Source organism: Arthrobacter sp. Bi26, from assembly GCF_918697925.1.
In the GTDB taxonomy this organism is placed as follows: Bacteria; Actinomycetota; Actinomycetes; order Actinomycetales; family Micrococcaceae; genus Arthrobacter.
This window is the reverse complement of the sequence record NZ_CAKKMF010000001.1, coordinates 88,492-101,157: the sequence shown is the minus strand read 5'-3', so window position 1 is coordinate 101,157 and position 12,666 is coordinate 88,492. Positions and strand designations below refer to the sequence as shown.

Annotated in this window: 9 protein-coding genes; 1 reads left to right on the top strand and 8 read right to left on the bottom strand. The window is 66.8% G+C overall.

The features are described from left to right. Positions 1 to 9 precede the first annotated feature (9 nt). Complete coding sequence (locus tag LQV16_RS00480) at positions 10 to 1,230, bottom strand: PucR family transcriptional regulator (protein ID WP_229991962.1); 1,221 nt, start codon at positions 1,228 to 1,230, stop codon at positions 10 to 12. A gap of 243 nt (positions 1,231 to 1,473) precedes the next feature. Between LQV16_RS00480 and ald the strand changes: the two genes are divergently transcribed. Beyond that, a complete protein-coding gene (gene ald / locus LQV16_RS00475) occupies positions 1,474 to 2,592 on the top strand; it encodes an alanine dehydrogenase (RefSeq protein WP_229991960.1) in 1,119 nt (372 codons plus the stop codon). A 94-nt stretch (positions 2,593 to 2,686) separates the two neighbouring features. Here the strand turns inward: ald and LQV16_RS00470 are convergent, their stop codons facing one another. The 7 genes from LQV16_RS00470 to LQV16_RS00440 form a co-directional block, all read right to left on the bottom strand. Next, positions 2,687 to 4,198, bottom strand: a complete 1,512-nt coding sequence (locus tag LQV16_RS00470) for a S8 family serine peptidase (protein ID WP_229991956.1) — start codon at positions 4,196 to 4,198, stop codon at positions 2,687 to 2,689. Between the two features lie 206 nt (positions 4,199 to 4,404). Next, positions 4,405 to 5,460: a Gfo/Idh/MocA family oxidoreductase gene (locus tag LQV16_RS00465; protein ID WP_229991955.1), complete on the bottom strand. Its 1,056-nt coding sequence runs from the start codon at positions 5,458 to 5,460 to the stop codon at positions 4,405 to 4,407. A 168-nt stretch (positions 5,461 to 5,628) separates the two neighbouring features. Further along, a complete protein-coding gene (locus LQV16_RS00460) occupies positions 5,629 to 7,326 on the bottom strand; it encodes an ABC transporter family substrate-binding protein (protein ID WP_229991954.1) in 1,698 nt (565 codons plus the stop codon). A gap of 98 nt (positions 7,327 to 7,424) precedes the next feature. After that, positions 7,425 to 9,593: an ABC transporter ATP-binding protein gene (locus LQV16_RS00455; RefSeq protein WP_229991953.1), complete on the bottom strand. Its 2,169-nt coding sequence runs from the start codon at positions 9,591 to 9,593 to the stop codon at positions 7,425 to 7,427. Continuing rightward, positions 9,590 to 10,609: an ABC transporter permease gene (locus LQV16_RS00450; RefSeq protein ID WP_229991952.1), complete on the bottom strand. Its 1,020-nt coding sequence runs from the start codon at positions 10,607 to 10,609 to the stop codon at positions 9,590 to 9,592. The genes LQV16_RS00455 and LQV16_RS00450 overlap by 4 nt, the downstream gene beginning before the upstream one ends. 2 nt (positions 10,610 to 10,611) lie before the next feature. After that, positions 10,612 to 11,598 (bottom strand): ABC transporter permease, encoded by a 987-nt coding sequence (locus tag LQV16_RS00445; protein WP_229991951.1) that lies wholly within the window; start codon positions 11,596 to 11,598, stop codon positions 10,612 to 10,614. A gap of 361 nt (positions 11,599 to 11,959) precedes the next feature. Continuing rightward, complete coding sequence (locus LQV16_RS00440) at positions 11,960 to 12,592, bottom strand: TetR/AcrR family transcriptional regulator (protein WP_229991950.1); 633 nt, start codon at positions 12,590 to 12,592, stop codon at positions 11,960 to 11,962. Positions 12,593 to 12,666: the final 74 nt, after the last annotated feature.

Here is a 12,666-nt window from a genome sequence, read left to right as displayed (position 1 = left end):
AGCGCGCCGCTAGATTCTGGGCCGGCCCGCCCAGCGCCGCGCCTTGAGCGCAGCATGCAGTTCCAACCGCACCATTCCCTTCAACGGGTCCACGCCCAGCAGCTGGCGGATCCGGCCCAGCCGGTTGTAAATGCTGCTCCGGTGCAGGTGCAGCTTGGCCGCGACTTCCTGGACCGAACCGTCGTTGTCGTAGAACAGCTCCAGCACCGGCAGCAGCTCGCGGTTGCGGTCATGGTCCTCGAGGATGCGGAAATACACCGATCCCGCGTCCGCCCAGGCCCCCGCGCCGCCGCCGGCCGAGGCCAGCAGCTGGTAGACGCCGGTGGCCCGGCAGTCGACAAGCTCGCCCAGCTGCGGATCCACTGCCGCGGCCTGGGCCGCCTGCCGTGACTGCCGGTAGGCCTCGGCGAGTTCCCGCGGCTTGGCAAATCCCTCGCTCGTACCCAGGATGATCCGCCGGACCGTGCGCCCGGAACGTTTGGCGAGTTCCAGCTGGTAGTGGACCAGCACCTGGGCGTGGTCCGCGCGTCCTGTGGATTCCTTGAAGAGCACCACCGCGTGGGTCTCGGTACCGGCGCTGAACAGGGCGGCGTCCACGCCGATAGTGGCCTGCAGCGCCGCGGAGCGGTGAATGAGTGTGTCGGCGAAGGGATCCGAGCCCCCGGCCCAGCCGTCCGCGTCCAGGACGGTCACCAGCTGCCAGGGCCCCTTGCCCTGGACCTCTTTCCAGCCCGCCACGGCCGCCGCCGCGTTGGCCTCGCCGGCGCAGGCGGCCAGGAACTCCTGCTCACGGCGGCGGCGGAACTCGGACTCAGCCGTGTTGGAATCCAGCAGCAGGGAGGACAGCTGCTCCAGCTCCGGCGCCACGTCCTGCAGCTGGGTGAGGACGGTCGCGGCACTTGGTTCCTCGGCGTCGAGCTGGACCCACAGGTACCCCACCCGGAAGCCGCGCACCAGCAGCGGCACGCACACGCGGCCCAGCATGCCGAGATCTTCGTTGGCCGGCACGACGACCGGCCGGACCGCCGTCGCAATCCCGTGGGAGAGCTGCCATGCGATGACGTCCACGGGGACCCGCTTGCTGAGCAGGAAGTTCACCCGGACGCGGTCCGCATGCGATTGGTTCGAGCTGTAGGCGAGGAGCAACCCGTCGAGGTCCTCGAGGGAGAGACCGCGGCCCAGCCGCTGCGCCACCTGCTCCACGAGCTGCTCCACGTCCTGCTGCTGCATCCTGCCAGACTACTGCCCCGGCCGGCCGCACTGCGAATGCATCCGCACGGACACGAGCCGACACCTGACGCCCGCCACCTCGACAAATGTCTATCCCCGGATTTGAAAAACCCCGGAATAACGCGGCCAGTGCCCGGCGCCCGGTAGCGGCACCTGTCGCGTGCCTCACAGCGGGATTTATTCTGGAAGTACGAATCCCCCGCTCATCCAGGCCCACAGGCCTACACCCACTGGAGCTATCAAATGATCATCGGCGTACCCAAAGAGATCAAGAACAACGAGTTCCGCGTCGCCATCACCGCGGCCGGCGTCCACGAATTCCGCACCCACGGCCACGTGGTCCTCGTCGAGCGCGGCGCGGGCCTGGGCTCCGGCATCACGGACGAGGAATACGCGATCGCCGGCGCCGAGATCGTCGCCGAAGCCGACGACGTCTGGGGCCGCTCCGACATGGTGATGAAGGTCAAGGAACCGGTCAAGGCCGAATACCACCGCTTCCGCAAGGGCCTGATCCTCTTCACTTACCTGCACCTGGCCGCCGAGCCGGAACTGACCCAGGCGCTCATCAACTCCGGCGTCACCGCCATCGCCTACGAGACCGTCCAGGAAGGCCGGACCCTGCCGCTGCTGGCCCCGATGTCCGAGGTTGCCGGCCGGCTGTCCGTGCAGGTGGGCGCCACCTCCCTGATGGCCCCGGCAGGCGGCAAGGGCGTGCTGCTCGGCGGCGTCCCGGGCGTCCGTCCGGCCAAGGTTGTTGTCCTGGGCGCCGGTGTTGCCGGCACCAACGCCGCCGCCATGGCCCTGGGCCTGGGCGCCGACGTCACCATCCTGGACATCAACATCAACCGTCTCCGCGAACTGGACGCCCAGTACCAGGGCCGCCTGAAGACGGTCGCGTCCAATAAGTACGAGATCGAGAAGTCCGTGGTCGACGCCGACCTCGTCATCGGTTCAGTCCTGATCCCCGGCGCCAAGGCCCCGAAGCTCGTCACCAACGAGCTCGTGTCCCGGATGAAGCCCGGCTCCGTGCTGGTGGACATCGCCGTGGACCAGGGCGGCTGCTTCGAGGACACCCACCCCACCACGCACCAGGAACCGACGTACAAGGTCCACAACACGATCTTCTACTGCGTCGCCAACATGCCCGGCGCCGTCCCGAACACCTCCACGTACGCGCTGACCAACGTCACCCTGCGCTACGCCGTCTCGCTGGCGAACCTGGGCGTCAAGGCTGCGTTCGAGCGCGATGCAGCCCTGGCCGCCGGCCTGAACATCGCCGGTGGCAAGGTTGCGCACCGCTCGGTCTCCGAGGCGCATAACCTGCCCCTCGTCGCCGACTGGCACGAGCTGGTCTCCGCGTAACCAGCTGGTCTCCGCGTAGGCGCCACCGCATCGGCTGCCCCGTAACCGCCCTTTTGGACCCCCAAAACGGCGGTATCGGAGCAGCCGACTGCGTTTAACCCCCGATGGCGCGGAGGGCGTTCACCTGGCCACTGCCGTAGAAGCCGTTGTTGCCCGTGCCGCCCTGGCAGAGCTGCGGTGCACCGTTGGACGCAGACGGGAACGGCGCGTACATCGTGGTGTCGGGGCAGGCCATGCCGTCGGCGGTGGTGGTGATCCGCGCCGAAACGGCTCCCGGGTTGCTCACACCGCTGCTGACCACGAGAGCAGCAACCCCGGCGACGTGCGGGGAGGCCATCGAGGTGCCCTGCAGGTAGCAGTACGCGGCACCGGCGTCGACCACCTTGAGCGATGCGGCGCAGGGTGCGGACGCCGGCCAGGTGGACAGGACTCGACCGTTCACTGCGGCGGGGGTGAGCTGCAGACGGCGGTCTCCGCCGGGGGCCACGACATCGGCAGTGCCGACTCCGTAACTTGAATAGTAGGACTTGTTGCCCTTATTGCCGTTGGCAGTCACACCGATGACGCCCGGCAGTTCGACCGGGACCACGGCACAGGCGTTGGTGATCTCACGCGATACCGGCGTGGAGTCGTCCGGGCTCATGACGTCCCGGGAGGGGTGGGCGAGGTCGTCCGAGAAATTACCCTGGGCTGCAACGACGGTGGTGCCGCTCTGCTGGGCGAAGCGGATGGCACGGCGTTCGGCCTCCCAGATGGCGCGCTGCTCCGGGTCGTTCTTGCAGTTGAAGAGATACGGGTCCGCGAAGTAGCTGTTGTTCGTGACCTGGATCCCCTTGGCGGCTGCCCACATGAAGGAGCAAACGATAGCCTCGGGGTAGAAGAAGCCGCCGGCGTTGCCGGCCTTGATCCCGGCAATCTTCACGTTGGGCGCCACGCCGACCATGCCGATGCCGTTCTTGGCGGCCGCGATGGTCCCCGCAGTGTGGGTGCCGTGGCCGTTGTCGTCCATCCAGGCGGACGGGGACTGGTCAGGGACGCCGCCGACGCAGGAGACACTCTTGGCAAAGTCGACGTTGGGGGCCAGGTCAGGGTGGGTGTAGTCGAGGCCGGTGTCGATGTCGCCGACCACCACGGAAGCGCTTCCGCCGTTGAGGGTGCGGGCGGCGGGTGCCTGGATCTGGTCCATGTCCCACTGCAGGGCTGACAGGTTATCGCTTCCGGGGGCGGGGGTGCCCGCCGTGACGGGCGCCTGGGCGTCGGTGTTGTCCGCGGCGCTGTCGCCGATGGCGACCCCAAAGGCGGCGGTGGAGGCCGCGCCCTGGACTGCCCCGTCCCGGGCCTTCAGCGCGGAACCGAAACCGACGCGGTCCGACTTCACGATCGCCACCCCGATTTCCGGATAGCTGTGGACCACGGTTCCGCCCGCTGTCGTGACCGACTTCAGCGAGGAATCCGACACACTGTTGGCCTTGTACAGGACAACGTAGTTCTGCATTGAGCCGGTTGGGGCATCGGCTGACGCGGCCGGATATGCCGCACCGGCCAACAAGCCCACTGCAAGGCCTACTGTGCTCAGCGGTGCAATGAGCCTTTTGAGTTTTTGCATCGTGCTGCTCCATTTCTGCCAGGGCGGCAGCACACGATAGCGGCCGGCCGCACTGGATTCGCTCTCCAATCGACCGTCGGCGTCTTTGCCGAAGACCGCTTCCGGGGTTCACCCGACCAAGATAGGTGAAGACCCACGACTTAGACCATAGTGACGCAAGTTACAGTTGTGAAGCCTCATCGGTGGATGATTTGGCCAGTCCGCGGCTAAGCCAGCTCCCGGGCCTGCTCGATCAGCTGCAGCACCTGAAGCGGGCCCGCTGGGTCGACGGGGACGGGCAGCGCCGAGGCGGCACCGCCGTCGGCGATCTTTGCAGCCAGGATCCGGTAGAACTCCGGGTAGGCGCCGCGCTCGGTGGGCAGCCGGTCCAGATGCCCGTCGCGTCCCAGGAGCCCAGCCCAGTCCGGATCTTCCACGCCGTAGTCGGCGTCCAGCGGGCTTCCGCCGGCCACGATGTAGGGCTCCTGCGGGTCCACGCCGTGCTTGGTGAAGCCGCCCTCGCTGCCCAGGATGCGGTAGCGCGGACCTTGCTGGGCGCACAGCATGTTCATCCAGAGGTGGCTGGTTACCCCGGAGCTGTGCCGCAGGGCCACGAAGACGTCGTCGTCAGCCCTCTCGCCGGGCCGCCGGGCCGCCAGTTCAGCATGGATCACCGTGGCCGGGCCGAAGAGCTGCACGGTCTGGTCCAGCAGGTGGGTGCCGAGGTCAAACAGCACGCCGCCGCCGTCTTCCGCCGTGGCGGCCGCCTTCCACGCCTTGGGGACGTCCGGCGACCACCGCTCGAAGCGGGACTCAAAGCGGGTCACGGTACCGAAGGCTCCCGCGTCCATGAGGGCTTTCACGGTGAGGAAGTCGCCGTCCCAGCGCCGGTTCTGGAACACGGTGAGCACCCGGCCCAGCCGCGCGGCGAGGTCGATGAGTTCCTGCCCCTCGGCGCTGCGCACGGCGAACGGCTTGTCGACGACGACGTCGAGTCCGGCTTCCAGCGCCGCTCTCGCCAGCGGGTAGTGGGTGGCGGGCGGCGTGCCGAGCACCAGCAGGTCCAGTTCGCCGGCGAGCTCCAGGATGTCGGCCGGGGTGTCGACGAGCCTGGCGTCCGGGTAGCTGGACGCGGCGGCGGACTGCCGGCCGGCGTCGGAGGTGGAGATGGCATCCAGCGAATAGGCAGGGTTTGCGGCGATGAAGGGAGCGTGGAAGACGCTGCCCGAGAGGCCGAAACCGGCGACGGCGGTGCGGATGGGCCTGGCTGAATCGTTGCTCATGGTGCCTAGGCTACCGCCCTGCCCGCCGGCAGGACCCGGCAGGTTGCTGCGCGGGCGGCCGGTCAAGCGAACGAGGCCGGCGCCGCCCGGATGCTTCCAGGGGCGCCGGCCTCGGCCGTGCTGGTTGTTAATGCCTAGTGTGACTCAGTATTGCCTGGTCGGCAGGGGTTACTTCTTGTCCCAGCCGACGACGCTCCAGTCCGGTGTCTGGAACAGGCTGGCGCCGTAGTTGGCCAGGCCCGTGCGGGCGAAGTAGATCTGCGGGCCGTTCATGACCACGCCCATGGAGAAGTACTTTTCCATGTGCTTCTTCTCCACGTCCATGGCGGCCTTGTTGCGCTGGGCGTCATCCTGGATGGAGGAGAGGTCCTTGATGGCCTTGTCCAGCTCGGCATCGCCGAGTTCGTTCTCGTTGGTGGCGGAGTCGTAGTACTGCTTCACGGCAGAGGTGGCGTCGGCGCCGACGGAGTAGCCGCTGATGGTGAGCTGGAAGTCGCGGCTGCCAACCACCTTGCCGAAGTCGGCGTCGCCGCGCTGGTCAATGCCAACCTCCATGCCGGCCGCCTGCAGCTGCTTCTGCAGGGTCTGCACGGTGGCGAGGGCGGTGGGGTCGTCACCGAAGTTGGTGATCTTGAACGACGCCGGGACGCCGTCCTTTTCCATGATGCCCTTGGCGTTGGCCTTGTAGCCGGCCTCGGTCAGAACCTTCTTGGCCGCGTCGGCGCCCGTTTCCTTGACCGGGTAGTTGTCCTGGTAGTACTTCGAGAACGGCATCAGCATCATCGAGCCCGAACTGTTCTCCTCCCAGTTCAGGCCACCGAAACGGACGGCGCGGATGGCCGGACGGTCAACGGCGGTGAAGATCGCCTTGCGGACGGCGACGTCGGTGAGCGGTGCCTTCAGGGCGTTGAGGTTCAGGCCGCCCGCGAAGAGTCGCTGACCGCGGCGAACCTCGGAGTTCTTGGTGCCTTCAAGCTGCTTGTACTTGGTCAGCGTGCGGCCGTCGGCCATGTCGACCTCGCCGTTCTTGAAGGCGGCGATCTCCGCGCTTGCCTCCAGCTGGCGGAAGATCACCTTGTCCAGGACCGCCTTCTCGCCCCACCACTTGTCGTTCGGAACCAGGGAGACAGTCTTCGCGGCAGAGTCGAACTTGTCGACCTTGAACGGGCCGGCCATCCACTCGGGGTGCATTTCACCGGTGAACCCGGTGTTGAAGATTTCCGGGGTGTTGACGGTCTGCGGGATGAATCCGCCGAAGATGTCGCTGAGCGGGTACACCGGCTGCGTGGTGGTCACGACGACTTCCTTGTCGCTGCTTCCGGCTTTGACGGAGTCGATGAACTCGTAGGCGCCGGACGTGACGATGTCGATGTCCTTGTTCTGGCCGTTGAGCATCTTCCACGTGTTTTCGAACGTGGCGGCGTTGATCGGAGTGCCGTCGTTGTAGGCGGCCTTCGGGTTGACCTTGATGGTGATGGTCTGCTTGCCGTCTTTGACCTCACTCTTGAAGTCTTCGCAGAAGTTCTTGTTGAGGCTGGCGGTGCCGTCGAAGTCCAGCTTCCAGCAGCCGACGTAGCCGGCCTCGTCGATCGGGTAGTGCAGTTCAGTGTTGTCCGCTGAGTTGCCCGCGTTGGAGAAGCCGTTGAAGTCCGGTCCGATGTTGCCCAGGGGCAGCGTCACGGTGCCGCCCTGCTGCAGGTCGGCGGCCTTCTTGGCGTTGACGCTGATGAGCTTGCTGAGATCGCCGGAGGCATCCTGTGCCTTGGCGCTCTGAGCTGTGGTGGAGGCGCCACCGCTGCCGCAGGCAGTCAGCGCAAGCGCCGCCACGACGGCGGTGATGCCACCGATTTTGGTGCGATTCTTCATGAGATCCCCTTCATTTTTTGTGCGAGTGTGATGCATGGGAGGTCTGCCGGACTGCTGGTCCGGATGTTGCTGGCCGGGATGTCTGCCGGTCGGGTGAGTCAGTGGTTTTCGTGGACCACGACCATGTCCGCGTCCAGCTCCCCGTCCGGGTAGAAGCAGGCGAACTGCTGGTCGGTGGCGGCCGGTTCCAGGGCGGGCTCAAGGGTCAGGCACTTCTCCTGCCTGGCCGGCGGTAGGGCCGCAAACACGGGACAGCGGGTGGCGAAGTTGCAGCCGGCCGGCGCCTCCAGCGGCGAGGGCAGGTCGCCCTGGAGGATGATCCGTTCCCGGGTGCGCTCCAGTTCCGGATCCGGTACCGGGATCGCGGAAAGCAGGGCCCGGGTGTAGGGGTGGCGGGGGTTGTCGAAGACGGCGTCGACGTCTCCGATCTCCACGATCTTGCCCAGATACATGACGGCAACGCGGTTGGAGATGTGCCGGACCACGGAGAGGTCATGGGCCACCATGAGATAGCTCAGGCCGAGTTCGGCACGGAGCTTGTCCAGGAGGTTGATGACGCCGGCCTGCACTGAAACGTCGAGGGCGGAGACGGGCTCGTCCAGGACAACCAGCCGGGGGTTCACGGCGAGGGCGCGGGCAATGCCGATGCGCTGGCGCTGGCCGCCGGAGAACTGGTTGGGGAAACGGTTCACGTGGTCCGCCTGCAGGCCCACCAGCTCCATGAGCTCCATGATCCGCTTCCGGATGGCCGCCCTGGGCATGCCCAGGTTTTCCATCGGCTCGGCCAGGACCTCGTAGACGGTGAAGCGCGGATCCAGCGCCCCGGTGGGATCCTGGAACACCATCTGCAGTTCCCTGCGCATTCCAGCCTTGGCCCTGGCGTCGGCGGACTGCTTGTTGCTCAGCCCGCCAATGACCACCTCGCCGTCCTGGTCCTTGTGGAATTCCATGATTTCCAGCAGGGTGGTGGTCTTTCCGCAGCCGGACTCCCCCACGATCGAGAAGCACTCGCCTTCGCGGATATCGAAGCTCAGCCCGTCCACGGCCTTCACCGTGCCGATCCTGCGCTTGAGCAGGGCACCCTTCATGAGCGGGAAGTGCTTCCTGACGTCGCGCAGCTCCAGGACAGTCTTGCGTTCCTGCCGCGGAAGGCGGTCAAAGCGGGACACCGGCACGGCCGGGACGGCAAAAATCGCGTGGCCGTCGACGTCGGCGAGGACCCCGGTCTTGATGCACGCGGCGCTGTGCCCCGCCCCCTGCGCCACTTCCCGAAGGTCCGGTTCGCCGTCGAGGCAGGCCTCGCTGGCCAGCGGGCAACGCGGCGCGAAGGAGCAGCCGGTGGGCGGGTGGACGAGGTTCGGGGGGATGCCCTCGATCGGCACCAGGGAGGTCTTTTCCGCGACGTCCACTCGCGGGACAGCGCCGAGCAGGCCCATGGTGTATGGCATCCGCGGGCTGTAGTAGATGTCGTCGACGCTGCCGGTCTCCACCGGCCTGCCGGCATACATGACCATGATGTCGTCCGCCATGCCGGCGACCACGCCGAGGTCGTGCGTGATCATCACGACGGCGGCGCCGGTCTCCTCCTGCGCGGCGTGGAGCACCTCCAGGACCTGCGCCTGGATGGTGACGTCCAGCGCCGTCGTCGGCTCATCGGCGATCAGAACCCGCGGGTTGTTGGCGATCGCGATGGCGATCATGACGCGCTGGCGCATGCCGCCGGAGAACTCGTGCGGGAAGGCCTTGAGCCGGTCCTTCGGGCTGGGGATGCCGACCAACCCCAGGAGTTCGACGGCGCGGGCCCCCTTGGCCCGCTTGCTCATGGTCGGGTTGTGGACGGTCAGGGCCTCGATAATCTGGGTGCCGACCGTATAGACGGGGGTCAGGGAGGACAGCGGGTCCTGGAACACCATCGCGAGGTCGTTGCCGCGGTACTGGCACATGGCTTTGTCGCTGAGACCCAGCAGTTCCTTGCCGTTGAGCCGGACGGAACCGCTGATTTCCGCCGTCGGAGGCAGCAGGCCCATGATCGCCATGGACGTGACCGATTTGCCGGAGCCGGACTCGCCCACGATGCCCAGCGTCTTGCCGGGCAGCACGTCGAAGTCGATGCCGCGCACCGCGTGCACCACACCGTTTTCGGTGTTGAAGCGGACGTTGAGGTCCCGGACGGAGAGGACCGCGCCGGTGGGGGCATGCAGCCCCGCGACGCGGAGGCGCTCGGCGGTGCCCTGGGTGATGGTATTGGCGGTGGTATTGCTGGTCATTTGTTCTTCTTCTGTGTTTTGCCAGACGGCGTCTCGCCGAACAGCGTCTTGCCAATGCTGGCGCTGCTCCGCTTCGCGCGGCCGACGGAGCTGGAGCTGGGATCGAACGCGTCGCGGAGGCCGTCGTTCATCATCGCCAGCGAGCCGGTGAGCAGGAACATCACGATCAACGGAGCCCAGAACATCCACGGAAAGGTGGAGACCTGCGAGGTGGACTGGCCGATCAGCACGCCCAGGCTTACGTCCGGGACCTTGATGCCGATGCCGATAAAGGAAAACGCGACCTCGGCGAGGATGGCGCCGGTGACCCCGCGGGTGACTTCCAGGACCAGCAGGGAGCCGATGTTCGGCACGAGGTGCCGCCAGACGATCCGGCGCGGCGGGATGCCCATGTACTGCGCGGCCTTGACGAAGTCACGCTGCATGAGCGACAGCGACAGGGACCTGATCAGGCGCGCGGTGCCCATCCAGCTGAAGACCAGCAGCACGATGATCAGCAGCAGCCAGCTCGGGATGGTGTTCTTCAGGCCGTTGGCGCCGCCGCTTGTGGCCACCGCGACCACCAGCAGGGCCGGCATCATGATCAGGGCTTCGAGGATGAACAGCATGACCTTGTCCACCTTGCGGCCGAAGTACGCCATGGTGCAGCCGTAGACAGCGGCGATCAGCACGGAGACGACGCCGACGACGACGCCGATCAGGATGGAGACCCTGGTGCCCTCGACGGTCAGGGCGTAGAGGTCGATCCCGGCTTGGGAGGTGCCCAGCAGATGCTCCGCGGAAGGCGGCATGCCGATGTTGAAGGGGTCGATGGCCTCCTTGTCCCAACTGCTGAAGAAGCCGCCGATGAAGGACAGGAGCGTCAGGGTCAGGAAGATGACCAGGCCGGCGACGGCTGTCCGGTTGCGCAGGAAGCGCCGCAGGATGATCCGCGACTTGCCGATCACGACGTCGTCTTTTTCGATCTTTCCTTCGTCGAGGACGGCGGCCGGGTCAATCGTGTTGAGGTTGGTCATGATTACTGCACCCGCACTCTCGGGTCGACGAGCGTGGTGGCGAAGTCAGCGAGGATCGCCCCGACCGCGAAGATGACGGAGCCGTAGGCGAGGGTAGCGGTGGCCGCGTTGACGTCCTGGAGCGCGATCGAATCGATGGACCAGGAACCGACGCCGTGCCAGGCGAAGATCTTCTCCGCGAAGAAACCGCCGGCAAAGATGGCCGGGATGGTGAACGCAATGCTCTGCGCCACGGGGATGAAGGACACCCGCAGGGCGTGGCGGCTGATGGCCTGGTTGCGGGTCAGGCCCTTGGCCCGTGCCGTCCGCACGAAGTCGGCGTTGACGTTGTCCAGCAGATACTGGCGCTGGGCGATCTGGTAGGCGCCCCAGCCCACAATCGTGATGGCGAAGGTGGGCACGGCGTAGTGGGCGAGCATGTCGATGAACTGGTCCCAGCCGCCGCCGTCGAGGCCCGGAGTGGAGATGCCGGTGACGAAGAAGACGCGCTCCCCGACCGTCTCGTTGATGTTGATGGCGCCCAGCTGCACCAGGAAGTAGGCGATCGGGGCGGGAACGATGTACATGAGGTAGCTGTACGAGGTGATGACCCTGTCCGAGGCCTTGTACTGGCGGGCGGCGGTGTAGACGCCGAGGGCGACGCCGATCACCAGGGTCAGGATGATCGAGGCCAGGAACAGCCGGGTTGAGATCCAGACGCGGTCGCCGAACTCGGCGTTGATGAAGGCGCCGTTGGGGCTCCGCCCCCAGTCCCAGCGGGTGAGAATGGCCGTGAGCCAGTCGACGTAGCGCTCCCACGGGTTGAGCGTCGGATCGAGCCCCTTAAGCCGGAAGGAGTTGACCACCTGGTCGGGGGTGGGCCGCGGAATCCGTTCCTGCTCGAGCAGCGCCGGCTGCAGTGTGCTCACCGCCAGGAGATAGCCGGCACTGGTGGTCAGGAAGATCATGAAGACATACGTGAAGGCACGTTTGGCGAGATATCGAAACATGGAGCGGCTAGTTCTGGATTGCCGTTGCCTGAGCGGATTTGGGCGCCAAGGCGGCGGCTGCACGAGCCGGTCTGCCTGCCGGGATGACAAGATTATTCACAACTTCGGTCCTTCCGTAGTCCCCCATCCGGCAGCGGGTTCCGCCGCCGGTTCGGGATCATGGGCCAGCTGGTTTCCGGCCGCCCGCAGGCCTTGCGGCTGAGTCCTGGTGGACTATGTTGCGGGTCACATTCCAGAGGAAGCTATCACATCTGCCGGGCCGGACCGCGCTCCCGGCGGCCGCGACACGGCGGCTTCGCCGCAGATCGTTATGAATAACTCCGTGGAATGGATTTGGACTCGCGGAAGTGGCAAGGCCGCGCTAGTGTCCGCCCACAATGCGCGTGACAAGTTCCCGCCAGGTTTCCGCCAGCCGCTCGGGCGCAATCCCGTGCACGCCGACGGAGTGGAGCAACAGTTCCGGCTCCAGCGCCGCCCCCAGGGCCGACGCCATGAGCCGCGGGTCCGCCGTCACGCCGGCGTCGCGCAGCAGCATCTCAAGGTGGCGATGCCAGAGGACGGCCGGCGGCACATCGAACCTGTTGTAGGCCGAGGCATCGGCGGCCCGGGCCAGCTCCCCGAACTCCAGGGTCCAGGCAATGCGGGCGGCACCTACGGCGATCAGCCGCTCCAGGGGTGGCGCGCCGGGACCCACCGGTGGCGGACCGAACATGAACCGGCCCTGGAATTCGGCCTCGGCGTCGCTGAGGAGGGCCATCATCAGCCCGGCACGGCTGCCGAACCGCCGGAAGACTGTCCCTTTTCCAACTCCGGCGCGCTGCGCCAGCCGGTCCATGGTGAGGGCGTCGACGCTGGATTCCCCAACGATTTCCCGGGCGGCGCAGAGGAGCAGTTCCCTGTTGCGCGCCGCGTCACGGCGCCCGGTTTCTGCGGCGGGCGCGGCGGGGCGCCCTCCCCCGGACTGGGCGCCGGGACGGATCGGGATGAGGCTCACACCGCTGAGTCTAGCGCCTCGGAATATAAACGGACCGCAGTCCGTTTAGCATGGGTGAAGGCCCCCAAAGCCCC

Excerpts from the sequence above, each read along its gene's own strand:
- LQV16_RS00450 (WP_229991952.1), bottom strand. The coding sequence starts at position 10,609 with ATGACCAACCTCAACACGATTGACCCGGCCGCCGTCCTCGACGAAGGA.
- LQV16_RS00460 (WP_229991954.1), bottom strand. The coding sequence starts at position 7,326 with ATGAAGAATCGCACCAAAATCGGTGGCATCACCGCCGTCGTGGCGGCG.
- ald (WP_229991960.1), top strand. The coding sequence starts at position 1,474 with ATGATCATCGGCGTACCCAAAGAGATCAAGAACAACGAGTTCCGCGTC.
- LQV16_RS00470 (WP_229991956.1), bottom strand. The coding sequence starts at position 4,198 with ATGCAAAAACTCAAAAGGCTCATTGCACCGCTGAGCACAGTAGGCCTT.
- LQV16_RS00465 (WP_229991955.1), bottom strand. The coding sequence starts at position 5,460 with ATGAGCAACGATTCAGCCAGGCCCATCCGCACCGCCGTCGCCGGTTTC.
- LQV16_RS00455 (WP_229991953.1), bottom strand. The coding sequence starts at position 9,593 with ATGACCAGCAATACCACCGCCAATACCATCACCCAGGGCACCGCCGAG.
- LQV16_RS00480 (WP_229991962.1), bottom strand. The coding sequence starts at position 1,230 with ATGCAGCAGCAGGACGTGGAGCAGCTCGTGGAGCAGGTGGCGCAGCGG.
- LQV16_RS00445 (WP_229991951.1), bottom strand. The coding sequence starts at position 11,598 with ATGTTTCGATATCTCGCCAAACGTGCCTTCACGTATGTCTTCATGATC.